The organism is Pyxidicoccus xibeiensis (genome assembly GCF_024198175.1).
GTDB lineage: Bacteria > Myxococcota > Myxococcia > Myxococcales > Myxococcaceae > Myxococcus > Myxococcus xibeiensis.
In genome coordinates, this window is sequence record NZ_JAJVKV010000011.1 from 40676 (window position 1) to 66222 (window position 25547).

General features: G+C 71.4%; 22 protein-coding genes. 12 read left to right on the plus strand and 10 right to left on the minus strand.

Annotation, left to right across the window (positions count from 1 at the left end; all coding sequences use genetic code 11):
- Positions 1-7: 7 nt before the first annotated feature.
- Positions 8-1345: a glutamate--cysteine ligase gene (locus LXT23_RS35860; protein ID WP_253984918.1), complete on the minus strand. Its 1338-nt coding sequence runs from the start codon at positions 1343-1345 to the stop codon at positions 8-10.
- 58 nt (positions 1346-1403) lie between these two features.
- On the opposite strand from LXT23_RS35860, the gene LXT23_RS35865 reads away from it, so the two are divergent.
- From LXT23_RS35865 to LXT23_RS35875, 3 genes are all read left to right on the plus strand, one after another.
- Positions 1404-2219 carry an EI24 domain-containing protein gene (locus tag LXT23_RS35865; RefSeq protein WP_253984919.1) on the plus strand — a complete coding sequence of 272 codons (816 nt, stop codon included), beginning with the start codon at positions 1404-1406 and terminating at the stop codon, positions 2217-2219.
- A gap of 216 nt (positions 2220-2435) precedes the next feature.
- Entirely contained in the window at positions 2436-5675 is a 3240-nt protein-coding gene (locus tag LXT23_RS35870) for an MXAN_5808 family serine peptidase (RefSeq protein ID WP_253984920.1), read from the plus strand.
- A 178-nt stretch (positions 5676-5853) separates the two neighbouring features.
- The gene (locus LXT23_RS35875) at positions 5854-6783 is read left to right on the plus strand and encodes a hypothetical protein (RefSeq protein ID WP_253984921.1); all 930 of its coding nucleotides are present in this window, start codon (positions 5854-5856) and stop codon (positions 6781-6783) included.
- A gap of 6 nt (positions 6784-6789) precedes the next feature.
- On the opposite strand, the gene LXT23_RS35880 is transcribed toward LXT23_RS35875, so the two are convergent.
- A complete protein-coding gene (locus LXT23_RS35880) occupies positions 6790-7515 on the minus strand; it encodes a glycerophosphodiester phosphodiesterase (protein WP_253984922.1) in 726 nt (241 codons plus the stop codon).
- Here LXT23_RS35880 and LXT23_RS35885 point away from each other — a divergent pair.
- Positions 7514-7858, plus strand: a complete 345-nt coding sequence (locus tag LXT23_RS35885; RefSeq protein ID WP_253984923.1) for a twin-arginine translocase TatA/TatE family subunit — start codon at positions 7514-7516, stop codon at positions 7856-7858. The two genes, LXT23_RS35880 and LXT23_RS35885, sit on opposite strands and share 2 nt — an antisense overlap.
- A gap of 26 nt (positions 7859-7884) precedes the next feature.
- Here LXT23_RS35885 and LXT23_RS35890 read toward each other — a convergent pair whose 3' ends face one another.
- Both LXT23_RS35890 and LXT23_RS35895 read right to left on the minus strand, forming a co-directional pair.
- On the minus strand, positions 7885-8688 hold the full coding sequence (locus tag LXT23_RS35890; protein WP_253984924.1) for a hypothetical protein: 804 nt from the start codon (positions 8686-8688) through the stop codon (positions 7885-7887).
- 7 nt (positions 8689-8695) lie between these two features.
- Entirely contained in the window at positions 8696-11065 is a 2370-nt protein-coding gene (locus LXT23_RS35895; protein ID WP_253984925.1) for a zinc-ribbon domain-containing protein, read from the minus strand.
- Positions 11066-11236: 171 nt separating this feature from the next.
- On the opposite strand from LXT23_RS35895, the gene LXT23_RS35900 reads away from it, so the two are divergent.
- Positions 11237-11902, plus strand: a complete 666-nt coding sequence (locus LXT23_RS35900; protein ID WP_253984926.1) for a polyhydroxyalkanoate synthesis regulator DNA-binding domain-containing protein — start codon at positions 11237-11239, stop codon at positions 11900-11902.
- Between the two features lie 34 nt (positions 11903-11936).
- On the opposite strand, the gene LXT23_RS35905 is transcribed toward LXT23_RS35900, so the two are convergent.
- Entirely contained in the window at positions 11937-12740 is an 804-nt protein-coding gene (locus LXT23_RS35905) for a ParA family protein (protein ID WP_253984927.1), read from the minus strand.
- A 9-nt stretch (positions 12741-12749) separates the two neighbouring features.
- Entirely contained in the window at positions 12750-13058 is a 309-nt protein-coding gene (locus tag LXT23_RS35910) for a hypothetical protein (protein ID WP_253984928.1), read from the minus strand.
- Between the two features lie 164 nt (positions 13059-13222).
- On the opposite strand from LXT23_RS35910, the gene LXT23_RS35915 reads away from it, so the two are divergent.
- The 4 genes from LXT23_RS35915 to LXT23_RS35930 all read left to right on the plus strand — a co-directional run bounded on the left by LXT23_RS35915 (position 13223) and on the right by LXT23_RS35930 (position 17808).
- Positions 13223-14137, plus strand: coding sequence for an ArsA family ATPase (locus LXT23_RS35915; RefSeq protein ID WP_253984929.1), 915 nt, complete (start codon positions 13223-13225; stop codon positions 14135-14137).
- Entirely contained in the window at positions 14134-15252 is a 1119-nt protein-coding gene (locus LXT23_RS35920) for an ArsA family ATPase (protein WP_253984930.1), read from the plus strand. The genes LXT23_RS35915 and LXT23_RS35920 overlap by 4 nt, the downstream gene beginning before the upstream one ends.
- A 170-nt stretch (positions 15253-15422) precedes the next feature.
- Positions 15423-16559: a tetratricopeptide repeat protein gene (locus tag LXT23_RS35925; RefSeq protein WP_253984931.1), complete on the plus strand. Its 1137-nt coding sequence runs from the start codon at positions 15423-15425 to the stop codon at positions 16557-16559.
- Positions 16560-16608: 49 nt separating this feature from the next.
- Positions 16609-17808, plus strand: coding sequence for a M48 family metalloprotease (locus LXT23_RS35930; RefSeq protein WP_253984932.1), 1200 nt, complete (start codon positions 16609-16611; stop codon positions 17806-17808).
- Between the two features lie 110 nt (positions 17809-17918).
- On the opposite strand, the gene LXT23_RS35935 is transcribed toward LXT23_RS35930, so the two are convergent.
- Both LXT23_RS35935 and LXT23_RS35940 read right to left on the minus strand, forming a co-directional pair.
- Entirely contained in the window at positions 17919-18440 is a 522-nt protein-coding gene (locus LXT23_RS35935) for a tetratricopeptide repeat protein (RefSeq protein ID WP_253984933.1), read from the minus strand.
- 5 nt (positions 18441-18445) lie between these two features.
- Positions 18446-20002, minus strand: a complete 1557-nt coding sequence (locus LXT23_RS35940; protein ID WP_253984934.1) for a hypothetical protein — start codon at positions 20000-20002, stop codon at positions 18446-18448.
- A gap of 205 nt (positions 20003-20207) precedes the next feature.
- Here LXT23_RS35940 and ruvX point away from each other — a divergent pair, with 205 nt between their 5' ends.
- A complete protein-coding gene (gene ruvX, locus LXT23_RS35945; RefSeq protein ID WP_253984935.1) occupies positions 20208-20663 on the plus strand; it encodes a Holliday junction resolvase RuvX in 456 nt (151 codons plus the stop codon).
- A gap of 48 nt (positions 20664-20711) precedes the next feature.
- On the opposite strand, the gene LXT23_RS35950 is transcribed toward ruvX, so the two are convergent.
- Together LXT23_RS35950 and LXT23_RS35955 are read right to left on the minus strand one after the other, a co-directional pair.
- Positions 20712-22295, minus strand: coding sequence for an ArnT family glycosyltransferase (locus tag LXT23_RS35950; RefSeq protein ID WP_253984936.1), 1584 nt, complete (start codon positions 22293-22295; stop codon positions 20712-20714).
- A 167-nt stretch (positions 22296-22462) separates the two neighbouring features.
- Positions 22463-23617: a hypothetical protein gene (locus LXT23_RS35955; protein WP_253984937.1), complete on the minus strand. Its 1155-nt coding sequence runs from the start codon at positions 23615-23617 to the stop codon at positions 22463-22465.
- Positions 23618-23751: 134 nt separating this feature from the next.
- Between LXT23_RS35955 and LXT23_RS35960 the strand changes: the two genes are divergently transcribed.
- Positions 23752-24513, plus strand: coding sequence for an ABC transporter ATP-binding protein (locus LXT23_RS35960; RefSeq protein ID WP_456106867.1), 762 nt, complete (start codon positions 23752-23754; stop codon positions 24511-24513).
- Positions 24510-25307 (plus strand): ABC transporter permease, encoded by a 798-nt coding sequence (locus LXT23_RS35965; protein WP_253984939.1) that lies wholly within the window; start codon positions 24510-24512, stop codon positions 25305-25307. Before LXT23_RS35960 ends, LXT23_RS35965 begins: the two co-directional genes overlap by 4 nt.
- Positions 25308-25547: the final 240 nt, after the last annotated feature.

A 25547-nucleotide genomic window follows, 5' to 3' on the forward strand; every position in this document is an offset into this window, starting at 1 on the left:
GGCGCGCTCAGAGCGAGAAGCGCGCCAGCACCTGCTCGGGGCGGGGGTCCTTCTCCCATGCCTCGAGCACCGCCTTCGCGGGCGAGCGCCCGGAGGCAGCCACCTCCGCCAGCGGCTCCAGCAGCGGCGCGTCCGCGGCATCCAGCCGCTGCAGGCCGCGCCGGGAGATGGCCACCATCTCCGCCGCCAGCCGGTGCAGCTCCTGGGAGCCCAGCTTCCCGCCAAGGCCCTCGCGGCGCGCGGTGTCGTGGAAGGCCAGGTGCTCGGTGAAGGAGAGCTTCGGCAGCAGCCGCTCCGCCTCGTCCAGCGCGGTGGCGTCGTAGAGGATGCCGCGCCACAGCGCCCCCAGCGCGCCCGTCATCGCCGGGTTGACGCAGTCCGCGCCGCGCACCTCGAGGACCTTCTTCAGCCGCACCTCGGGGAACAGCGTGGACAGGTGGTCCGTCCAGTCCGCCAGGTCCGGCGGGTGCCCCTCGAAGCCCTCCTTCAGCAGCTGCCTGAAGGTGAGCTTGGGGTGCAGGTACTGCCCGTTGCGGCGCAGGAAGAGCAGCGGCGCGTCGATGGCCCAGTCCACATAGGCCCGGTAGGAGAAGGAGCCGTCGAAGAACGCCGGCAGGTAGCCACAGCGCGTGGGGTCCACCTCGTCCCAGACGCGGTTGCGGAAGGACAGGTAGCCGGACGGCTTGCCCTCCACGAGCGGGCTGTTGGCGTACATCGCGTTCATCAGCGGGGCCAGCCGCGCCACCACCACCGTCTTGCGGACACAGTCCGCCTCGTCCGCCCAGTCCAGGGACACCTGTCCGGTGGCGGTCATCAGCATCATGTTCAGCGCCAGCCGGCCGCGCTCCGGCAGGGTGCGCCGCATGACGAGGTAGCGCGTCTTGGGCATCCACGGCATGTCCGCCGTGGTGACGGTGGGGCGGTAGCCCAGGAAGACGACCTTCAGCCCCAGCGCGTCCGTGGCCGCCTTCACCTCCTGGAGGTGGGCCAGGTTCTCCGCGTGGGCCTCGCGGGCCGTGTGGAAGGGGCTGCCGGACAGCTCCAGCTGGCCGCCGGGCTCCAGGGAGATGGTGGCCTCGCCGCGCTGGAGGGCGATGACGGGCGACTCGGGCGTCTCGCGGAAGGGCGTGTAGCCCGCCGGGGCCAGCCGCATCAGCAGGGCGCCCACACCGGCCTCTCCCTCATAGGGAAGGGGGCGCGCGGAACCCGCGGGGTAGAGGAGCTTCTCGTGCTCCAGGCCGAGCCGGTGCTCGCTCCGGGGCTTCTCAGCGGCCCGGAAGCCGGCCACCAGCATGTCGACAGAAGTGATGGCCTCGGAGGCCGCGCGCTTGAGATCGAGAGACATGAGCGCGCCCTATATAACGGGGGGCGTTGGACCCGCCCTGATTTGCGCACAGGCCCCCATGAGCCCACATTCCGCCGTCCCCACCATCGCCCCCCAGCCCCGCCTGTCGGACTTCTTCCAGGGACTGGGGCTGCTCGGCCGTGCCCTCTCCCTGGTCTTCCGCTCCAAGCGCCTCTTCCTCCTGTCCGCCCTCTGCGCCGTCGTCACGGCCGTGGCCCTGGTGGGCCTGGCCTGGCTCCTCGTACGGCATGCCCCCGGCGTGCTGGACTCGCTGTGGACGCGGCCTGACTCCTGGTACGGCCGCGCCGCCTGGGGCACCGTGCTGGTCCTCTCCTCACTCGTCGTCTGGGTGGTGGGCGCCAACGTGGTGCCCCCGCTGCTGCTCGCCCCGCTGCAGGACCCCTTGTCCGAGACGACGGAGGCCGTGGTGGGGGGCGACGAGGGCGCGCCCTTCTCCCTGGGCAGCCTGCTGCGCGGGCTCGTCACCGGCGTGGCCCACACCCTGGCCCGCCTCTTCTTCCTCCTCGTGGGACTGGCCGTCCTCCTGCCCCTCCACCTGATACCCGTGGTGGGCAGCATCCTCTGGACGGTGCTCGGCAGCCTCTGGACGATGACCTGGATGGCGGGCGAGTTCCTGGCCGCCCCCATGACGCGCCACCTCTACCCCTTCGCCGAGGTGCGCCGCATGCTCCGGGAGCGCCGGGCCCTCTGCCTGGGCCTGGGCGCGGGCGTCTACGTCCTGCTCTGGGTTCCCATCCTCAACACCTTCTTCCTCCCCCTGGCCATCATCGCCGGCACCCTCCTCTACCGGGGCCTGCGTCAGGCCGGGGTGCTGGCTCCCCCTCCTGCCCCCGGACCGGGTGCCTTGAAATAAACGCCCCCGCCGCGTGTCGTCCCTGGGGGGCGGGAACGCAATGCCCACCAGGGACGTTCTGCATCCTCAGCAGCAAGGCGATGCCTTGAAGCACCCGGCAGGCGTGATTAGGCTTGCCCGGCCGCTCCCAGCGCTCGTTTCTCGCGTTACAAAGCTTCGGAATTTCAGGGCATTTCTCGCATCACCCCAGGGACGCCGCAGGGCGCCCCAGCTTGGATGAATCACATGCCGCGTTTCCTCCGCCGCATCACAGCCGTTGCCGTGCTCCTCGGCGCCTGGGCCCTGGTGGGCAGTGACAGGGCTCCCTTGCCGCTCACCATGGGCGCAGCCGAGGCCGGGCAAGGCTCCTGGGACGGCAGCCTGCCTGCCGCCAAGGGCGAGAAGAACCCTCACGACCTGAACAGCCTCCGGGTCCTGACGAAGGTCATCCTCTACGTGAAGGAGAACTACGTCGACCCCAAGCGCGTGAAGCCCAAGGAGATGATGATCTCCGCGCTGGAGTACGTGGAGAAGAGCGTCCCCGACGTCCTCGTCGAGGGCAGCGCGGACACGGGCAAGCTCAACGTCAACGTGAACGGCAAGCAGCGCGAGTTCGACATCGCGCACGTCGACTCGCTCTGGAAGATGTCCTTCGCCCTGAAGGACGTGTTCGACTTCCTGTCGAAGAACATGCGTCCCATCGAGGAGACGCGCGACATCGAGTACGCGGCCGTCAACGGCATGCTGTCCACGCTGGACCCGCACTCGGTGCTGCTGCGCCCGGAGCTCTACCGGGAGATGAAGCTGTCCACCAAGGGTGAGTTCGGCGGCCTGGGCTTCGTCATCCAGATGCGCGAGGGCAACCTCACCGTCGTCAAGGTGCTGCCCAAGACGCCCGCGCACCGCGCCGGCATCCAGAAGGACGACCGCATCAAGAAGATTGGCGAGGAGTCCACCGTCAACATGGACCTCAACGAGGCCGTGTCCAAGCTGCGCGGCGCGGTGGACAGCCGCATCACGATTACGGTGGAGCGCGACGGCTGGGAGAAGGCCCGCCCCATGACGCTGGCCCGCGCGATGATCTCCATCGAGAGCGTCCAGCACAAGATGCTCGCCGGCAACGTCGGCTACGTGCGCCTGAAGAACTTCCAGGGCAACACCACCCGCGACCTCGAGTCCGCGCTGTCCGAGCTGCGCAAGCAGGCGGCGGCCAAGGGCGGCTTCAAGGGCCTCGTGCTGGACATGCGCGGCAACCCGGGCGGCCTGCTGGAGCAGGCCATCCAGGTGTCGGACACCTTCCTCTCCAGCGGCACCATCGTCGCGACGGTGGGCCTGTCGGACAAGCTGCGCGAGGAGAAGCGCGCGCGTCCCACCGAGGGCGAGGACGCGTACCCCATCGCGGTGCTGGTCAACGCCGGCAGCGCCTCCGCCTCCGAGATTGTCGCCGGCGCGCTGAAGAACCTGGACCGCGCGGTCATCATCGGCCGGCAGACGTTCGGCAAGGGCAGCGTGCAGGTGCTGTACGACTTCCCCGACGACAGCGCGCTGAAGCTGACCATCGCCAAGTACCTCACGCCCGGTGACGTCTCCATCCAGGAGGTCGGCATCGTCCCGGACATCCAGCTCATCCCCACGCGCGTCACCGACGAGCGCCTGGACGTCTTCGCCCCCCGCCGCTCCATGGGCGAGGCGGACCTGGACCAGCACTTCGGCAACCCGGACTCCACCACCGTCGCCAAGAAGCGCGAGGACGTGCTGGACCGCGAGAAGCCCCAGGAGAGCCTCAAGTACCTGAAGGTGGACGAGAAGCAGCAGCAGGCCGCCGCCGCGAAGGAGGAGTCCAAGAACCCGAAGGTCGCCGCCAACGAGAAGGCCGCGGGTGAGAAGAAGCACGGCGAGAAGGACCCCATGCTGGACGTGGACGTGGCCGGCCAGGGCGAGGACCTGGACGACCAGCTCGACGCCGAGTCCCAGGACGAAATCAAGGAGGACTTCGAGGTCCAGTTCGCGCGCGACTACGTGCTGCGCGCCCCGGCCACCACCCGCAAGCAGCAGCTGCAGCAGGGCAAGGCCTTCGTGGACCAGAAGCGCAAGGACGAGGAGGCGCGCATCAACGCCGCCATCGCCGGCCTGGGCATCGACTGGAGCGCCGGCCCCACGCCCAAGAGCGTGCAGCTGGCCGCCACCCTGTCCCCCGGCGCGGACGCGAAGATTGCCGCGGGCGAGGTGCTGGAGATGGTCGTCACCGCCGAGAACAAGGGCACCGAGCCCCTCAAGCGCGTCCGGGCCTGGACGGAGAGCGACAACGCCTTCCTCGACCGCCGCGAGTTCCTCTTCGGCGCGCTGTCTCCTGGCGAGAAGAAGTCCTGGAAGGTGAAGGTGCGCCTGCCCAAGGACCTGACCAGCCGCCGCGACGACGTGACGGTGCGCTTCTTCGACGACCAGGGCGCGCTGCCCGAGACGCGCGTGGCCGAGCTCAACTTCGTGGAGCTGCCGCGCCCCGCCTTCGCCTTCAACTGGCAGGTGGTGGATGACTGCACGGCCTGCAACGGCGACGGCACGGTGCAGCGCGGTGAGACGGTGGCCGTGCTGCTGGACGTGACGAACGCGGGCACCGGCCCGGCGCTCGACTCCTTCACGCAGATCAAGAATGGCGGGGACGCCAACATCTTCATCGAGAAGGGCCGCTTCAAGCTGGGCGAGCTCAAGCCCGGCGAGACGAAGACGGCGCGCTTCAACCTGGAGGTGAAGAAGGGCTTCAAGGGCGACACCTTCCCGCTGAAGCTGGCCATCATCGACGAGCCCCTGGAGGAGTTCGTCATGGAGAAGCTGGAGCTGCCCGTGCGTGACGCCGCGGTGGCCGCGCTGGAGCCCAAGAAGAGCTTCGTCCGGGTGAACGACAAGGCGGAGCTGTTCGGCGCCCCGGCGACGGACGCCCGCCCGGTGGCCAAGGTGGGCGCGGCGACGGTGCTGCCCGTGGAGGCCGTGTCCAAGGGCTTCTACCGGGTGGAGCTGGAGAAGGGCCGCTTCGCCTTCGTGCGCACGCAGGACGCTCGCGAGCAGAAGTCCGCCCGTGGCGGCACGGCGCCCAAGCTGGCGTGGACCACGAACCACCGCCCGCCGGACATCCGCCTGGACGTGGACCCGGCCGCGGGCGGCCTGGTGGCCAACGGGGAGAAGTTCTCCCTGACGGGCACGGTGACGGACCCCAACGGCCTGCTGGACGTGTACGTGCTGGTGAACGACCAGAAGGTCTACTTCAAGGGCGTGGACCCCAAGGGCGGCGAGCCGAACACGCTGAAGATCGCCACGGAGTTCACGCTGAAGGAGGGCAACAACAACGTGCTGGTGGTGGCGCGCGAGGACAGTGACTTCGCCAGCCGCCGCACGCTGGTCATCCGCCGCCGTCCGGCGGAGGTGGCCCAGAAGGTGGCGTCGCCGGGTGGCGCCACCTCCGTGAAGCCCCAGCCGCAGTAGGCGCCCGCGCCACCCTGGCGCGTCCGTGCCGCTTCCGGGCGGCCTTTCCAGCGGGTCTTCCTCACGAAGACCGCGGGAGGGGCCGCCCGTTTTGTTGACGCTCCTCTCGGGCAGGCGTTAGCGTCGGACGCGTTGGGCGCCCCCCGGCCGGTTGTGCGCCCCGGAGACGGTGACTCGAATGCGGACGTTCAGTCGGTGGTTGGCCCTTGCGGCCTGGGCGTCAGGGGCAGCCGCATACGCGGACAACAACGACCTGCGCATCTCCCAGCTCGGCAACCCGAGGGCGAGGGACGACCTGGGGAATCCCACCGTCCGCGCGAACCTCGCCGCCAACGCGGAGTTCCAGGCGTTCGCCCGCGTCATGGGCGCGGCCATCACCTCGGTGAACCTGATGCCGCCGGAGACGACGGGCCACTCGGCCTGGGCCGTCAACGCGGAGCTGTCCGTGGTGTCGCTGCCGGACAGCGTGGTCATCCCCATGGAGGCCGCGCAGCCCTCCACGGTGCTCATCCCCTCCTTCCACGTGCGCAAGGGCCTGCCCTTCTCGCTGGAGCTGGGCGGGCGCGTGGGCTGGATTGAGCGCAGCAGCCAGGTGGTGGGCACGGGCGAACTCAAGTGGGCCGCCAACGAGGGCTTCACCTGGCTGCCGGACGTCGGCGTGCGCGGGCACGTGACGAAGCTCTTCGGCGCGCGGGACCTGAGCCTCACGGTGATGGGCCTGGACATCGGCGTGGGCAAGCAGTTCCCGCTGGGCGGCATGGTGACGCTGACGCCCTACGGTGGCCTGGACCTGGGCTTCGTGGGCGCCACCTCCAGCCGCATCGACTTCAACCCGGAGCGCTCGTTCGGCGAGTCGGCGGGCGACACCTCGCGCGCGGCGCTGGAGAACACCGAGGCGTACCGGAAGGTGTCCTTCGGCGACAACGTGAACCAGCGCCTCTACGGCGGCGTGCGCTTCATCGGCGGCGTGCTCCAGCTGGGCGCGGAGCTGTCGCTGACGCGCACGGGCAGCGTGGACGTCCCCCTGGAGCCGAACCCTGAAACCCCGGAGAACCGGGGCCTGCCGGCGGTGTTCGCCTTCAACACCACGCTCGGCCTGGACTTCTGAAGCCGCCTACGCCGCGGGGCGCAGGGCCTGGCGCACGACGCCGGGCCGGTTGGTGATGAGGTAGCTGACGCCCATCCGCGCCAGGACGTTGGCGCGCTCGGCATCGTTCACCGTCCAGGCCGCCACGCGCAGGCCGGCGTTGCGCCAGGCCGCGACGCGCTCGGGTGTGCACGCCTCGTGGGAGGGGTGGACCGAGTGTGAGGACACCAGCGGGCTCAACCCGTAGGCCTGCACGGCCCAGGGCTTGTCCGGGTCGATGAGGAAGCCCCGGCGCAGCTCCGGCGCGGCGGCGGCGAGGCGGAAGAGGCACAGCGGGTTGAAGCTGGAGACGACCACGCGCTCGGACATGCCGAGCCGCCGGACCAGCTCCCCTACCTTGCCCGCGAGGCCGCCGTCGTCGAAGCGCTCGCACTTCAGCTCGATGTTGACGAGGAAGTGCTCGGGCAGCGCGTCCAGCACCTCCTCCAGCAGGGGGATGCGGGCGGGGGCAAAGCCCAGCGTCGAGCCCACGTCGGCGCGGCGCAGCTTCCACCACGGGGTGCTGCGCACCTCCCAGGGCAGGCCCGCCAGCCGCTTCAGGTCGTCGTCGTGGCAGACCACCACCTCGCCGGAGCCGCACACCATGGCGTCCAGCTCCACCCCGTCGGCGCCCTGACGGGCGGCCTCGGTGAAGGCTTCCAGGGTGTTCTCGGGGGCGTCGTCACTGGCACCACGGTGGGCAAGCAGGAGCATGGCCCCGCACTTTGCGCCGGCCGCGTCCTGCGCGCAGCAGTCGTCCCACCGGGCGCGTCCACAGGTGGACGCGCGGCTTGCCTCCCCCGGGCCTTTGCTGCACTGTGCCCCCATCATGCTGGGCCTCGGCCTCGGAGAAATCATCGTCCTCGGCTTCATCCTGCTGGTGGTCTTCTCGGCCGCCCGCATGGGTCAGCTCGGCAATGCCGTGGGCAAGTTCGTCTATTCGTTCAAGAAGGCCTCGAAGGGTGAGGACCTGGTGGACGTGAAGACGCTGTCCACGACGCGCCGGGGCACCACGGACGCCGAGGTCTCGGACCCCGAGCCGCCGCGCCGCCGCTAGCCTGCCTCCCCGCCGCTTCCCGCCACTCAGTCGGGCCCGTGAGGCCCGCGCCGGGGCATGGGCACGGCCGCGCTCCCCTGCCCCACCGCAGGCCCCTGGGCCAACAGCCGGCTCGCCTGCTCTCGCAGGGCCACATGCAGCCCGGCAGCGGCGACGAGCTCGCGCAGGTCGGTGGTGTTGAGGAGCGGGACAATCTTGGCGCCAATCTCCGGCGGCAGGTACGGGTTGAAGACGAGCGCGCGGCGCACCGAGTGACGCACGGACCAGCGCGGCGACTTCCAGATTTCGATGAGCGGCTCGGGGCGGGCCGGGCGGCGCGCGGCGATGCGCACCACCAGCTCCTCGGTGAGCCGGGGGTTGATGAGCACGTTGCGCAGGACGGACGGGTCGCTGACGGTGGCCATGCGGGCCAGGGCATCCGGGTCCTTCGTCAGGCGGGCCTTCGTCTTGAGGTGGCCCAGGGACTGGGAGAACGCGGTCGCGTCCGCGCGGGCGGCGGCGTCCGCGTCCATCTCCAGCTTCGCGGGCCCCTGGGCGAACAGGTCCGCCACCGTGTCGAGCGACTGCACGTGCGCGAGCCGGCGCAGCGTGTCCACGTGGGGGATGTGCTCGGCCTCCTGCTCCAGCGCGGCCATGAAGTCCGACAGCACGCAGGTGGCGGGCCCCCAGCCGCCTCGGGACAGGGAGATGAGGTAGCCGACCAGCTCGTTGGTATCGAACGGATCTCTCCGGGCCAGCTCGCGCGCGGCGGCCTTGCGGCGCACGTCGGGGCCTCCGCTCAGTGCGTGCATGAAGCGAGCGACGTTGCGGGCGTCCTCCAGCGTGGGCATGGGCGGCTCACTCCGTGCGGCCAGCCTCCGCTGTCGCGGCGGGCATGGCCTCCAGCGTGACCTCCAGCCGGAAGCTGCCGAGGTCCGCCGGGTACTCGTGGAACATGACGAGGAAGGGGGCCTTCGCGCCGGGCGCCACGGACACGGCCCCCGCGTCCAGGCGCTGGGTGAGCGCCGCGGCGGACTCCGAGTTGCCCACGGCGTACAGGTCCTCGGGCGTGGGCAGCGTGCCCGCGAGCGCCTCCGCGGAGCGCACCCGCTGGTCGCCGTCGAACAGCGCGGCGCGCACGCGGATGCGGGTGGGGGCGGCGGTGCGGTTCTCGGCCTCGCCGCGCACGAAGAAGAGCGGGCGGCCCGACCGCGTCTCGTAGAGGGCGTTGGACACGTCGACGGCCACCAGCGGCTGGGGCGGCGGGACGACCAGCGCGCGCAGGCGCTCCGGCGAGAGCACCGAGAAGTCGATGCGGCCCTCGCGCAGGTAGACGCGGCCCACGGCGCCGACCGCCACCAGCAGCACCGCGGCCACGACGAGGTTGGCCACGAGCGCCGTCGCCTTGAGGGCGCGGCTGGCGGGGCGACGCAGGGGAATGCCCACGTCCTCGGGCCGGGCCGTGGGCTTCGCCACGGTGACGACGGGCGCGGCCGGCGCGGCGTCCAGGTCCAGCACCTCGCGGGTGCCGGCGGCGGGTGCCCCCACCTTGCCGAGCGTGATGGTGAACTCCTGGCCCTCGTCCGCCGGAGGCACGTCCCCCAGCAGCGAGCCGCCCCCGGCCTCCGCCCCGAAGTCGGAGCCGTCCAGTCCCTCCGCCTGCGGAGGTGGCGTCCCGAGCAGCGCGGCACGGCCGGTGTCCGTCGGCTGCATGCCGGCGTGCTCGCCGAACGCGTCCGAGTCCGACGAGAGGTCGAACAGGTCGGAGGGATTCGACGAGGGAGGCGGGGGCGCGGGAGGTGCCTTCGCGGGAGGCGCGCTCACGGGCGCGGCGGCGCCCTGGGTCCGCACTGGAGCCGGAGCCGGCGGCGCAGGAGCCATGGCCGGGGCAAGCCCCACGTCGATGTCGATGGACGCGAACGGGTCGTCGCTCGGGGGCGCGGCGATGGCCGGGGCGGCTCCCTGCGTCCTCACCGGGGCCGGAGCGAGCGCCGGGGCAGGCCCGACGTCGATGTCGATGGACGCGAACGGGTCGTCGCTCGGGGGCGTGGAAGCCGCCGGAGCCGCCATGGGCGCGGAGGTCACCGTGACGTCGTCGAGGTCGAAGGAGCCGAACGGGGCGGGCCCGCCGAAGGCCGGCGGCGCCGCGGGAGCCGGCGGCGCTGCGGGAGCTGGCGGCGCTGCGGGAGCCGGCCCCCTGGCGGCCGGCCGGGTCGGACCCAGGGCCACGGCCCCTGCGGGCGTGGCGGCCGGGGCAGGCGCGGCGGAGCGGCGGAGCGCATCCGCCGGAGCGGCCCGGGGCGCCGGCAGGTCATCGAAAGCCCCCGGCACGGGGGGCGAGGAGGACGGCGGGCCACCGAGCAGGTCCGAGAACGGATCCGGCCCAGTCGCGGCGAACGGAGGCGGCGCGGTGGGCCCGCGAGCGCCGGGCGCGACCGGGGCCGAGCCTGGAGGAGGCGGAGGTCGGGCCGCAGCGGCTGGCGCCCCTGGAGCGCCCCGAGGGGCCGGGGGCACCGGGGCCCCCGCCTTCGGCGCGCCGAACATGGTCACCGAAGCCGGAGCGGACATCGCGGCCGCCCCTGGAGGCGACGCACGCCCCGGAGTCCCCTGCCCGTTCGAGGCAGCCATCCCGGGAGCGGGAGGCGGCACGCCCCGGGGCGTACCGACGGCGCCCGGCAGCGGCACGGCGCCCACCGTCGGCTGTGCGCCGCTGGGAGGCACCGCGCTGCCATACAGGCCCGTCGAGGACCGAGGCGTCGGGCCCGCCATCCCCGGAGGGGCGGGCAGGGGCACGGCGCCCAGGTCTCCAGCCTCGCCGAAGGGGGACGTCGGAGGCCGGGCCGCGGGCGGCAGCGGGATGGGGCCGATGCGGGTCGGCTCCTGGAAGACGCCGGCCTCGGTATCGAGCTCCCCGTCCACGCTGTTCCAGGGGGCGGAGCTCGCCGGGGCAGCAGCCGAGCCCCGGGTCGCCTCCACGCCCTGCGCGAAGTAACCCGGTTTCGTTATCTCCACGCCCTTGGGGTCTGGGGCGACTCCGAAGCGGGCGAAGGGGTCCGCCTGCCCGGCCGCAGGGGGCGCTGGCGGCGCACCCGTATCGGCCGTGGCGGGTTCACGGGTGACTCGGAACGTGTTCTGACATTTGGTGCAGCGGACCTTGACCCCCTTCTCGGTCACCTTCTCGTCGGGGATCTTGAACCGCGTCTGGCACCGCTCACACTTGACGATCATTCAGCAGGGCCCGGCCGGGGGAAACGCAGTATAGGCCCACCGGGTGTACACGGCGAGCCGGGTTCTCGTAGCTTGCTCGCCCCCAACCCCTCTGGTACGAGACTCGCCCCTGCGAGACTCGGGCGCAGAGCAAGTGGCTTGGAGTCGAGCCCAAAAGGGGCGGAGAGACACATGAGCGAGGCTGAGCAAGCAGGCGCTCCGAGTAAGGAGCCCAAGATCATCAAGCGGTACACGAACCGGAAGCTCTACGACACCGTGGAGAGCCGGTACGTCACCCTCGATGAGATCGCCGCGATGATCAAGGAGGGTACCGAGGTCCGGATTGTCGATAATCGGACCAAGGAGGACCTGACCTCCGTCACGCTCGCGCAGATCATCTTCGAGGAGGAGAAGAAGAAGAACCAGATGCCGCTGTCGGTGCTGCGGGAGATCATCCGCCACCCCGGCGAGTCCATCTCCGGCTTCATCCAGAAGGAGGTCGCGCCCCGCGTGGTCTCCATCCGCGAGGAAGCCGAGTCCCGCCTCGACAAGCTCCTGCGCAGGGACGAGACCACCGGCAAGGTCGCTGGAACCCCGGAGGAGGCGCCGCAGCCGGAGCCCACCCCCGCCACGGCCGCTGATGCCAACGCCGCGGGCCTCAACCCCGCGGACCTGCTCAAGGCGAGCCAGCGCGCCTTCGAGGACTGGCAGCGGAAGATTGACGAGCGCGTGAAGCACGTCGTCGAGAACCTCACCGGCAACCTCCCTGCCCTGGGCCGCGACATGGCGTCGCTCACCCAGCGTCTGGAGGAGCTGGAGAAGAAGCTCGAGCAGGTCGAACAGCAGAAGAAGCAGTAGGCCCCGAGGGCGTGGGGCGCCGCCGGCCCCTGCCTCAGCCCGCCGCCGGTGCCCGCCTCCGCTTCCGGGGGGCGGGCCCGCCATGCAGCTCCGCGGCGATGGCCGCCAGCATCTGGGCGCCCCGGCTCTTCGGCGCGTACTCCCAGATGGTCTTCCCGTGGCTCTGGGCCTCGTCCACCTTGACGTCGTAGCCCAGCGGCGTGCTCGCCAGCGCGTCCGGGAAGTAGGCGCGCAGCCGCTCGAGAATCGCCGTGGCCAGCGCAGTCTTCCGGTACAGCGTGGGCACCACCTTGGTGACGCGCAGGTCCGGCCGCCCCTCCGCCTCGCCCACCTGCCGCACCGTGTCCGCCACCTCGGCGCAGCCATCCAGCGCCAGGTACGTCAGCGCCACCGGCACGACGACTTCCGTCGCGGCCACCAGGATGTTGCGCGTGGTGAGGCCCATGGACGGGGGCGCGTCGAAGACGATGGCGTCGTAGCCCGCCGCCTCCGCCGCCTTCAGCCGGTCCGCCAGCCGGTGGGCGCGGCGCGCGTCCTGCGCCACCACCACCGGGAACTCCGCCATCTCCTTGTACGCCGGCAGCACGTCCAGCCCCTCCACGGCCGAGCGCTGGACGACGTCCTCGAAGCGAACCGCCGCGTCGGTCAGCAGGTGGAAGACGTTGCGGGGCAGCGTGCGCACGTCCACGCCCAGCACCTTGCCCGCGTGCCCCTGCGTGTCCAGGTCCACCAGCAGCACGCGCAGGCCCTGCTCCCGCGCGAGCCACGCGGCGGTGTTCACCGCCAGCGTCGTCTTGCAGGTGCCGCCCTTCTCGTTGATGAACGCGATGCGCCGCATGGCCCGGGGCTACTTCTTCGACTGCGTCTTCGCCGCCACCAGCGTGTCCACCTTGCCCTCCACCGACGCCAGCAGCCGCTCCAGGTCGTCCACCTTCGAGCGCAGCTGCTCCAGGTCCGCCGTGGACGGCAGGTTCATCGCCGACAGCGCCGTGCGCAGCGTGCTGTCCATCGTCCCCTTCGCCGCCAGCGAGCGCGCCACCAGCGTCTGCACCGCCGCCACGAACTTCTCGTTCGACAGCAGCTGCTGCGCCAGCTTGCCAATCCGCTCCTCGCCCGTCTCCACGAGCTTCTTCATCACAGGATTGTTCTTGAGCATGGGTAGCGCGTCCTCGCGCGCGAGGCCTCGGAGGGCCTTCGGGAAGTCAGGAAAAAGACGCCGCACTCTGTGAGGTGCCAACGCGACGTGTCAAGCAGCGCAACAACGCGTGGCCAAACGCGTTGACTCCTGGAGACACGATTCCTACGGTTCGCCGCTCTTTTATGGCCGGACTACTCGACAAGCGACTGTGGATCGTCTCCGGCAAGGGCGGAGTGGGCAAGAGCACCGTTGCCGCGGCCCTCGCCCTGGCCTCCGCACGTGCGGGGCGCCGCACGCTGGTCTGCGAGGTGAACGCCCAGGAGCGCGTCAGCCGCTTCCTGGAACGCCCCGCGGCCGGCCCGGAGGTGACGCTGCTGGAGGAGAACCTCTGGGCGGTGGACGTGCGCCCCCAGGAGGCCATGCGCGAGTACGGCCTCATGGTCCTGCGCTTCGAGACCCTCTACAAGACGGTCTTCGAGAACCGGCTGGTGCGCTACTTCCTGCGCTTCATCCCCTCGCTCCAGGAGCTGGTGCTGCTCGGGAAGATCATGTTCCACCTGCAGGAGAAGCTGCCGGACGGGCGCTGGCGCTTCGACACCATCGTCATGGACGCGCCGGCCACCGGCCACGCCATCTCCTTCCTGAGCGTGCCGCAGGTGCTGGTGCAGACGGTGCCTCCCGGGCCCATGTCCCGCGAGGCGCAGAAGATGCGGGACTTGCTGGTCGACCCGGCGGTGACGGCGGCGGTGCTGGTGGCGCTGCCGGAGGAGATGCCGGTGAACGAGGCGCTGGAGCTGCACGCGGCGCTGCGTGACAAGGTGAACATCCGCACGCACGCGGCGGTGCTCAACCAGTCCTTCCCGGAGCGCTTCACGGAGGCGGACCTGGAGGCCCTGCTGGGCCACCCGGAGCTGCACCACGCGGCCAAGGCACACCACGACCGGGCCGCGCAGGCGGTGCTCGCCGGCACCAAGCTGGAGCGCAACCTGCACGCCCCCGTCTTCACGGTGCCCCGGCTCTTCACACCCGAGTTCGGGCGCGACGCGATTGAACAGGTCATGGGCCATCTCGAGCCACTCGTGACGGGGGAGCTGTGAGCAAGACGGCCCTGGCGCCCGCACTCGCGGGCAAGCGCGTCCTCATCTGCGTGGGCTCTGGCGGTGTGGGCAAGACGACGGCGGCGGCCTCGCTGGCCCTGCGCGCCGCGGCGGATGGCCGCAAGAGCCTGGTGTGCACCATCGACCCGGCGAAGCGGCTGGCCAACTCGCTGGGCCTGTCCGGCGGGCTGGGCAACACGGAGACGCGGGTGCCGGCCACCGCGCTGGAGCCGCTCGGCATCCAGTCTCGCGCGCCGCTGTACGCGATGATGCTGGACATGAAGCAGACGTGGGACGACCTGATTACCCGCGTCGCTCCGCCCGACCAGCGCGAGCGCATCCTGTCCAACCGCTTCTACCAGTCGCTCTCCACCGCCCTGGCCGGCAGCCAGGAGTACATCTCCATGGAGAAGCTCTGGGAGCTGCGCCGCCGCGGTGAGTACGAGCTCATCGTCCTGGACACGCCTCCCACCGCGCACGCGCTGGACTTCCTGGACGCCCCCAACCGGGTGCTCGACTTCCTCGACAACGAGGCGGCGAAGTGGCTGCTCTCCCCCGCGCTGAAGGCGGGCAAGTTCGGCATGTCGCTGTTCAACCGCAGCGGCTACGTCATGCGGGCGCTGGCGAAGTTCACCGGCACGGAGATGCTGCAGGAGCTGTCCAACTTCATGCTCGCCATCTCCTCCATGAACGAGGGCTTCCGCGAGCGCGCCCGGGGCGTGCGGCAGCTCCTGGAGGACCCGAGCACCGGCTTTGTCCTGGTGACCAGTCCCCACCCCGAGCGCATGGACGAGGCCATCCACTTCCACACGCTGCTGAAGCAGCACCGGATGGAGGTGGTGTCGCTGGTGGTCAACCGCGTGCACCCCATGCCGCCGGAGGCGCTGTGGGAGGACGCGGCCACGCTGACGCCCACCCGCCGCGCCAAGGTGGAGGAGACGCTGCGCGAGCTCCAGGTGCTCGCCGAGCAGGACCGGACCGGCGTCGAGCAGCTCCAGGCCGCCTGCCCGGGCGTCCCCATCGTCCAGGTGCCCCGCTTCGAGCTGGACGTGCACGACATCACCGCCCTGTGGCGCACCGGTCGCTACCTGCTGGGGGACGAAGCCCTGGAGTGACGGGGGCCGTCCGGAGGGCAGGCAACCGGGGAGGCGCGCCAGGAGGGGACGCATTAAGCTGGGCGCGCCCATCGCCGTAGGAAGGTGGGAACTCCACGGGGCCCGGCGCTGTCCTGGAGGATGGCCCGTCCAGGAGGACGCATTTCGTGATTGGGAGCGAGCGGACGCACATGTCGGTCAGTCGATGGTGGTGGGTGGCGGCGCTGGGGCTGGTGGTCTCCGGGTGCCGGACGACGGGCTCGGCCGCGCGGGGTGACGGGCAGGGGACGTCCCCGAAGCAGGAGCTCGAGTTCGACGCGGTGACGGTGACGGCGGACCTGGAGCTGGACAAGCTCAACGACGAGGAGCTCTTCGCGGGCGGCACGTCGGCCTTCGCGGCCAGCGACTTCAAGCAGGCGGCGCGCTACTTCGGCCGGCTCGTGGACTTCCACCCGGCCAGCCGCCACCGCCGCGCGGCGCTCTACAACGCGGGCCTCGCGCACCAGCGCCTCAAGGAGTGGGAGGAGGCCCAGCACCGCTTCTCCGAGCTGTCGGACCCGGCCAGGGGCCAGGGCGACGCGCTCGACGCCGCCTTCCGCGTGGCGGAGACGCAGTACCACCTGGAGCGCTACGACGAGGCGGTGGCCCTGCTGGGCGTCATCTCCGCGCGCCAGGACGTCACCGTCAACCGCCGCATCGAGGCCCAGGTGCAGCAGGGCATCTGCCAGCTGGAGGCCGGCCGCCCGGACGAGGCCGAGGCCACGCTGCGCAAGGCCCTCTCCACCTACGACGCGCTGACGGACAAGGAGGAGGTGGACGACTACTTCCCCTCCCAGGCGCACTTCTTCGTCGGGGAAATCTACCGGCTCCACTACGACAACGTGAAGCTGGACCCGGTCAAGGGCGCCGACAAGCTCGCCGAGGACCTCAACTACAAGGCGGAGCTGCTCCTGTCCGCGCAGGGCCACTACCTGCGCTCCATCCGCGTGGGCAACGGCTACTGGGCCACCGCGGCGGGCTCGCAGATTGGCGCGCTGTACGAGAACCTCTACGAGCACATGGTGAACTCGCCCGCGCCGTCCGAGCTGGACGCCCGCGAGGCCGAGGTCTACCGCCAGGAGCTGCGCAAGAAGATTCGCGTGCTGCTCACCAAGTCCATCAACATCTACGAGCGCACCCTCGAGACGGCCGAGCGCATCGGCTCCCAAAGCGCCTTCGTGGACCGCACCCGCGAGAGCCTGGCCAAGGTGAAGGCCCTGCTGCTGGCGGACGCGGAGGCCGAGCCCACGCCGGCCCCGCCCACCTCGGGCGCCGAGCCGCACTCCTGAGCCCCGGCTGGGCACCCGGGCCCCGGGCGGAATAGCCTGGGGCCCGCCCATGGAGCCCCTCTTCACCGCCGAGCAGCTCGCGGAGATTCACGCCTACCACCTGCCCTACTACATCCGGGCCGCGGTGAACCCGTTCGTGCGCCTGGGCCTGCTCGCGCTGCTGCTCGGGGTGCTCGTGCAGCCCCTGTATCGCGGGGCCCACGGCCTCGCCGCCGCGCTGGAGCGCAGGCTCGGCTTCCTGCGCACGGCTCCCGTCAGCCGGGCCTTCTTCCGCGTCATGGACCGGCTGTGGGGTGAGCCCGGCTGGGGGGCCGCGGTGCTCTTCGCGCTCTCGGTGGACCTGTTCGAGAAGCTCGTCTACCTGCCGGTGGACGTCTGGTTCGAGTACACGCTCGAGCACCGGCACGGCCTCTCCAACTACACCCCGGCCACCTTCGCCTGGGACATGCTCAAGGGCCACCTGCTGGTCGCCGTGGCCATCGCCTCGCTGGTCATCGGCATGTACGGGCTGGCCCGCCGCACGCGGCACTGGTGGCTGCTGCTGGGCGTGCCGATGTCGCTGGTCCTCCTCGTGTCCTCGGCGCTGGACCCGTACCGGGACATGCTCTACTTCGACAAGAAGCCGCTGCCCGAGGGCGCCCTGCGCACCCGGATAACGCAGACGATGGAGCAGGCGGAAATTCCCTTCGCCAACGTCATGGTGGAGGAGACATCCGTGGCCTCGCGCCGCGTCCAGGCCTACTTCGCCGGCCAGGGGCCCACGCGCACCATCGTCCTCAACGACGTCATCCTCCAGGAGCTCTCCGAGGACGAGGTGCTCGCCGCGGTGGCCCACGAGGCCGGGCACGTCCACGAGCCCAAGTGGCCCGGCCGCATCGCGTCCTCTTTTGCGCTGCTGGTGCTGCTCTTCGTCATGGACCGGCTGCTGCGCCTTTCCGCGTCCCGGGGCTGGTTCGGCACCACGCGCTTCGCGGACATCCGCACCCTGCCGCTCATCTCGGTGCTCCTCTTCTCCGTCAGCCTGCTGGGCAACCCCATCTCCGGGGCCTTCTCCCGCGAGCGGGAGCGCGAGGCGGACCGCTACGCCCTGCGCCTCACCGGTGACGTGGAGGCCTTCCGCCGCATGCTGGTGAAGGCCGCCCGGGTGAACAAGATGGACCCCGCCCCGCCGCGCTGGGTCGTCCTCCGGGGCATGAGCCACCCGCCCATCGGCGAGCGGCTCGCCGCCCTTCCTCCTCCCGTGAAATAGCGGCCGGCAGGTGGGCCCCCCTTCCCCGTCCTCGCCCCTCCCGAGCCCACCCGCCGACAGCCGCCACCGGGCCGCTCCCCGTCGTCCCAGCGGCACGACATCCCCTCGCGCTACGGCTGCGAGCCCTCCTTCAGCTTCTCCACCGCCACCAGGGTGATGGCCTTCACCAGCGCCCTCGCCCTGCGGCCTCCCGCCGTCTCCCCGTGCGGGTCCGCCTCCACCGCGTTGGCCAGGTCCGTGAAGCCCTGCCGCTCGCCCTTGCGAAGGTAGAGCTCCCCGCGGTTCGCCAGCGCCACCGGGTGGGCGGGCTCCCGCTCCAGCGCGGCGCTGTACTCGGCCACCGCGTCCTCGAACCGCCCCAGCTTCTGGTACACGGTGCCCAGCGCGGCCCGCGCCGCCGAGTCCTTCGGGTTCCCCTCCACCAGGCCCTCGAAGAGGATGCGCGCCTCCTCCAGCCGGCCGGCCCCCGCCAGGTCACACCCCACCTGGGCAATGGCCTTCGCCTCCTCGAAGGTCATCCCCTCCACCTCCGCCCACGTCGACTCCCCGCGCGCGAACGACTTCAGCCGCTGCACCGCTCCGCTCTGCATCCGCATGGCCACCGCTCCCTCGTGCTTGATGACGCGTCCCATGGCGCTCACGCGCTCCGCAGGTTGGAGATGGCCGTCTTCGCCATCTCGTTGAACTTCGAGGACATGTTGCTCATCAGGTCGAACATGGACTTGCGCTTCTCCATCAGCTTCTGCAGGCGCAGCTCCAGCTCCTGGAGGCTGGTGTCCAGCTTCGCCGCCTTCTTCTTGTCCCCATCGCTGTTGCCCAGCGTGGCCTTCTCCCCGCGCGCGCTGTCCATCTCGCGCATCACGTCGAGGACCTGCGCGTCCGTGTCCTCGGTGATGGACATCAGGACGGCTTGAATCTTGTCCTCGACGCTCATGTTGGGGTTGTCGATGATGTTCCGCACGCTCGCGCCGCTGCTGCCGCCCGGCCGGCCTCCGCCCGTGGACGGCTGCGTCCCCGAGGAGCCCAGCACCGAGTCCGCCTGGCGCAGCGCCGCCGTCACGTCCGGCCGCCCCACGTTGCCATCGCGCCCGCCCACGCCCGACGCCATCTCCAGCCGGTCGAAGTACTCGGGGTGGTCCTTGAAGAACTGCGCGGCCGTCTTCAGCGTCGACGAGGCCGCCGGGTTGTTCAGGATGGCGGCCAGGTTCTCACGCGTCATCACGTTGTCCCGCGCCCCCACGGCCGAATCGAAGGTGTCCCAGTTCGTGTTCAGCACGGCCAGCGCGTCGCGGTACTCCCGGAAGGCCGGGTCCAGCGGGCCCTTCGAAGGCCCGGGCACCGGCGTCGCCGGCGTCGTCGGCGTCGTCGGCGAGGGAGGCCCGCAGTCGGTCGTCGGTCCAGGACGGGGCGGCGGAGTCGGCGTGGGCGTCCCGCAGTCGGGCGGCGCCGAGGGGCCGGGCGCAGGGGTGGTCGGGCCCGCTCCCGTGCCGCAGCCCGGGCGCTCGGGGCGGCCGTACTTCGCGAAGTCGCCCTCCACCCGCGCCAGCTCGCTGCGGAGGTTGGCCGCCGAGAAGCGGTCGTTGTCGTTCAGCCGGGTCGCCGGGCCGAAGAAGCTCGGCAGCGGGCCCCGGCCATCCAGCCGCTCGAAGAGCCCCTGGTTCTCCAGCATGAAGCCGGCCGCCTTGCGCAGCGGCGACGACAGGCTGGCGTCGGTGGAGATGCGCTCCAGGTCCTTCTTCGACAGGGAGCCGTTCTTCTTGCCGTCCACCATGTCCAGCTGGTCGAAGTTCGCCTCCAGCACCTTCAGCGCGTCCGCGTAGTCCAGCAGCTTGGGGTCCAGCGGACTGGCGCCCGGAGCCAGGATGGCCGACGAGGCCTTGCCGGCCGCGGCCGACGTCGAGGACGTGGAGGTGGAGGACGCCGCATAGCCCTCCCCTGCCTTGGCGCTGCCTCCCGGGGAAGTCCCGGAGGACGGGCGGTACTCCGTCTTCCCCGGCGGATTCTCCGACAGGTCCTTCGCCACGCCCATGGCGCCGCTGGCCGCCAGCATGACGTTGCCCGTCGCGACGCCCGCGCCGACCTTGACTGCGTTGGTGATGAGGGGTGGCAGGCCCAACGCGCTGCCGGCACCGTCCACCACGGCGGACATCGGGCCAGCCAGCAGGTTCGCCGCACCTTTGAGGAAATCGAGCATGAGTCCTCCCACGCGGCGGGGTTGGAATGAGGGCCGCGCTGTCGTCCTTCGGACGGGAGGTCTGGTTTGCAGCGGCAATGCCGCGCGCCGTCCCCGGGGTGCCTCCAGGGAATTCAGCTGGTTGGCCCGCTCCCTCCACCACAGCGCGTCCCTGAGCGCGGACGAGCGGTCCACGGCGGAGGATTGCGGCTAGAGTCCCGGCGCCATGCGCACCATGGGTTTGGACCTGGGCACCAAGACCATCGGAGTGGCCGTCTCGGACGGCCTCGGGCTGACCGCCCAGGGCGTCACCACCGTGCGGCGCACCTCGCTCAAGGCGGACCTCGCCGCGCTGTCGGCACTCGCGACGGAGCACGAAGTGAGCCGGGTCGTCCTCGGCCTGCCGCTCAACATGGACGGCAGCGAGGGCCCCCGCGCGGAGGCCTCCCGGAAGTTCGCGCAGACGCTGGGCACCACCCTGGGCGTGCCCGTGGAGCTCTGGGACGAGCGCCTGTCCACCGTGGCCGCCACGCGGACTCTGCTGGAGGCGGACGTCAGCCGCGCCCGCCGCCGCGAGGTCATCGACCAGGTGGCCGCGCAGTTCATCCTGCAGGGCTGGCTGGACGCCCACCGCCCGCCGGACTCCGACTACCACGCGGACGACTACGACCCGGAGTCGTGAGCCGGACGCCAGGCGCCCGGGCAGCCCCGGGCGCCACCGTTCGAGGCGCTACTGACGGCGCCGGTACACGTGCAGCGGCGCGGTGAAGCCGTCCAGCTCCTCGTACGAGACGCCGTCCAGCACCAGGGTGCGGCCCTCCAGCTTGACGCCCGGGTCCTTCACCAGCGAGCCCTGGTCGAAGCGCACCAGCACCTCCGGGTTCGTCTCCTGGAGCCGCTTGCGGAACGTGTCCCAGCGCACGCGCGCCATCCGCAGCTCGGGCAGCCCGGAGAAGAAAGCAATCTGCAGGTCCATGTAGCTGGGGTCGTCGTCGATGGCCACCGCCCCGCCCTTGCTGGCCACCTCCTGCTTGATGAAGTCCGCGACCTTCATCACCGCCACCGGGTTGGTGGACGTGGGGCTCACCGGCCGCAGCGAGTCCTGCAGGCGGCCCTCGGTGCGGAAGGTGTACAGCCCCATGGCCACGGGCAGTGCCACCGCGAGCACCGCCGTCACTCCCGCCAGCGCCTTGCGCGCGCCAGCGCCTCGCGCCCCCATCAGCGCGGCGAAGCCGAAGGCCACGAAGACCGGCACCACCGTGACCTGCGTCACCGTGAAGCGCCCGAGCGGCACGAAGGTCAGCAGCACCACCGCGCGGAAGGTGAAGTACGCCGCGGGCACCACCGCGGCGACCACCAGCCAGCGCGTGTCGGGGCGCGCGCGCCAGGCCTTCACCATGCCCACCATGCCCAGCAGCGCCACGCCGGGGCTCAGCGTGAGCAGCGCGATGCCGGGCCAGAACCCCAGCTGCTGCAGCCGCCAGCCGATGGCCGCACCGGAGCCCGCGGAGGACTGCACCCAGTTGCGGTGGAACTCCTCCACCGCCTTCACCGGGTAGAACGGGTCCCCGTGCATCATCTCGTTGCCCTGCATCCACAGCAGGGGGAACGGCAGGCACACCAGCCCGAAGCCCACCGCGCGCGTCACCGACGCCACCCGGTCCTCGCTGCTGAAGACCAGCGCCAGCGACAGCAGCGGCATGTACATCCACGCGTCGTAGCGCAGCGCGCAGGCGAGGTTGAGCATCACCGCCGCCTGGAACAGGGGCGCGAACCGGTTCTCTTCGACGCCTTCCGCGTACAGCGCGAAGGTGGCCAGCATGAAGAAGAGGGACACCGCCTCGCTGCCCGCGGTCGTGGAGAACTGCAGGTGCATGCCCCATGCGGCGAAGGACAGCCCGGCCACCACGCCCGCGCGCCAGCCGAACAACCTCCGTGTCAGCGCGAACAGCGGCACCACCGACAGCACGCCGAACAGCAGGCTCACCGCGCGCCCGGCCACCTCCCGGTCCATCACGGACAGGGCCGCGCCCACCAGGTACATGTGCAGCGGGCCGAACTGGTAGGCGCCGTCACCGTATGCGGTGATGACATGGGGCGCATTCAACCAGCGCTCCGCCAGCTCCGTGCGCACCACCGCGTCGCCGTAGAGGTTCTCGTTGACGGTGAAGACCAGCAGGCGCGGGACGAGCGCCGCCACCAGCAACAGTCCGATGAGCAGCCGGGTACTCGGCTCGGGCGCGGGGGCGGGCACCGCCGAGAGACCAGGCGCGGGGGACGGGGGAGCGGACAGGGGGGACGGGGCGGTGGCCATGTTCGCGCGGCAGGATACGCAGGCAGGGGCCAAAGCCAAGCCGACGACCCTTGCTCCCCTGCTCCCAGGGCGTCCCCAGCTTCACCCTCCGCGAAGGTCCGCTCTCCCGGCCGCTTCCGTGGAGCCGCAACCATCCCTACCCGGAGCGACTTCCGCCCACCCCGGTCTCACTCCGGCACCGTACGCCCGACCTCGAGGGGCAGCGGCTCCGGCGCTCCCGCCTCCAGCGTGACGTGGGTGCGTCGCACCACCTCCAGCCTCCGCCTCGCCGACCCGAGCTCCAGTTGGCTCCGGGAGGTGTAGAGCACGGCCATCCGCTCGGGCAGCGGACGACGCAGGTCGAAGCGCAGCTCGCCTTCCGCCTCCGGCTCACTGCGCCTTCCTCGCTGCCGCGTGTGGAGCTGAAAGCGCACCCGCCCACGTGAGCCTCGAAGCTCCGCCAGCTCGTAGGTGATGATGGACAGGGCGTCTGGCCCTCGTGCCCATGCCATCGACCAGCGCGCTCCGGGGCCCACCGGCTCCTCGGGGAACCGGGGCGTGCCGAGCCACTCCGACGACAGCGCCTTCGCCACCAGGGCCGTCAGAGCCGGAGAGGCCCCTTCACGCAGGGCCATTCCACCATCCACCACGACGCCCGTCGCGGACAACACCACCTCACCCTCCCGGCCGCTCATCGCACCCAGCTCCTCCGCGAGCCGCCACGTGGACTCCACGCCGTCCTCGTCCACGGCGCGCACCTCGGGGCGCCCTACGCCCAGTCGATATCGAGCCTCTCCAGGCATCAAACGTCGACGGCCCCCCACGCCCCGCCACACCCGAAGCTCGACAGCGTTCGACACTGCCGGGGCCGTCACAGCTGCCTGAGCCCGAAACCCTCCGGCATCCGGCACTCGCGGAACCTTCACGCCTGCGTGAGCCCCACCCCCTCCCGCCGCCGGCTCCTCCCCATGAGCGCCCTCCACCCCTCGCCGGTACCCGCCTCCTCCATGCACTGGCAGCTCCAGCCGCAGCGGCACCACCCCACGCTGGGGCACGCCTCGTCCATGCACCGGCAGCTCCAGCCGCAGCGGTACGACCACCTCCGGCCCGTACTCCGTCCTCAGCTCCGCACCGGGACCGACGCCCAGCACCGTGTCCACCTGCCACGTCACCGACAGCCGTGCCCGCTGTCCCCAGCCCGGCCGGTGCGCCAGCCGCAGCGCCCGACGCGGTGCCGCCCCCGCGTCCACGAGCGCCAGGGCCACCGCCTCCTCGTCCGACACGGAGGCGATGCCCTGCAGCAACGAGCCCAACAGACATGACGCGACAAGCAAGGCGGACACCACTCGACTCCCTGGGTGGGGTGACGCCGCGCCCCTTCTGCACGGCCCGTGCTCACCGTCCTCCCTCGGAGGCCCACGCGGCGGAGCGTCCGGTGCCAGAGACACCGTGCGCGATTTCGGCTCCAATGGCCCCAATGCCGGAGGTCGAGGTCGCCGCCCTGGAGAAGACGTACCCGCCGCCCTGGAGCTGGGCGCGCCTGCGCGGCCGCGCGGCCCCGTCCCGCCCCGCCCTCCGCGGCGTCTCCTTCCATGTGGAGGCCGGTGAGGTCGTCGCCCTCATCGGCCCCAATGGCGCAGGCAAGTCCACCCTGCTGCGCATCCTCTGCGGCCTGCTGCTCCCCGACGCCGGCACCGCGCGCGTCGCCTCCCACGACGTGGTGAAGGACCGCCCCCAGGTGCGCCAGCACCTCGGCGCCGCGCTCAGCGATGACCGGGGGCTCGCCCCGCGACTCACCGCCCGCCAGAACCTCCGCTTCTACGCCGCGCTCTACGACGTCCCCCGGCAGGACGTGGAAGCGCGCATCGACGAGCTGGCCCACACGCTGGAAGCCCGGCGCCTGCTGGAGCGCGAGGCGCGCACCCTCTCCAGCGGCGAGAAGGCCCGCGTGGTGCTGATGCGCACCCTGCTCCACCGCCCGCGCGTGCTGCTGCTGGACGAAGTCACCCGCTCGCTGGACCCTGGCGCCGCCCGCCGCGTGCGCACCCGCGTCCTCGCGGATGCCGCCTCGCGAGGGGCCGCCGTCCTCTTCGCCAGCCATGACCTCGCCGAGGTCCAGGCCGTGGCCCACCGCGTCCTGCTCCTCGACGCCGGGAGCATCGCCGCCTCCGGCACCTTCGCGCAGGTGCAGCCCGCCGCCGAGGCCGTCTTCGCCGCCATCGCCGGAGACGACGCATGAGACGCCTGCTCGCCTTCCTCCGCAGGGACTTCGAAATCGCCACCGCCTACCGGCTCAACGGGCTGCTCTCGGTGGCTGGCGGGCTGTTCACCCTGACGCTCTTCTACTTCCTCGCCCGCACCGTGGGAGAAGCTCCCGCCATCCGCGGCCGCTACGGCGCGGACTACTACTCCTTCGCCCTCGTCGGCCTGGCCACCGCCGCCCTGCTGCGCAGCCTCCAGCGCGGCTTCGGCAACACGGTGCGCGCCGCACAGAACGATGGCTCGCTGGAGCCCCTGCTCGCCGCGCCCCTGTCCACCTTCCATGTCGTCTCGCTGATGGCCGCCGGCACCGTCGCCAGCTCGCTGGTGCGCGCCTGCGGCCTGCTTGCCGCGGGCTCGCTCTTCTTCGGCGCCCGGCTCTCCATCCACCCGCTGACCTTCGCGGTGACGCTCGCCCTCAGCGTGCTCGCCTTCAGCGCGCTGGGCCTGCTGTCCGCCGCCTTCGTGCTCGTCTTCAAACGCGGAGACCCGTTCGCCTACGCGCTGGACATGCTCAGCTATCTGTTCGCCGGTGTGCTGTACCCGGTGGACGTGCTGCCCGAAGCACTGCGCATGGCTGCCCGCCTGCTGCCGGCCACCCATGCCCTCCATGGCCTGCGCGCCGCCGCACTCGAGCGCGCCGGAGTGGAGCCCCTGCTACCCACCTGGGGCGCCCTGCTGGCCTTCAGCGCGGTGCTCTGGCCGCTCGCCGCCTGGGCGGTGCAGGCCGCGCGCCGACATGTGGAACGAACGGGCACGCTGCCCCACAGCTAGGTAACAGTCCGTCCCCACCAGGCGCCTGGAAAAGCACCGCTCAGGCGTTCAATACCCCTCGGGGAACCGGTGTGGACCTACCCCCGTGGGCCGGGGGTCTTATAATCAAAGTGCCTTTTCACCCCGTGGAGGGGGTGCGCCTGTTTCCGGCGTCCAACCCCCGACACGAGCGTAACGCGCGGTCCCACTCCGCGGCGGGGTCCCGAATCGGCAGCACATGGCGGTTTGTGCCTGGGACCT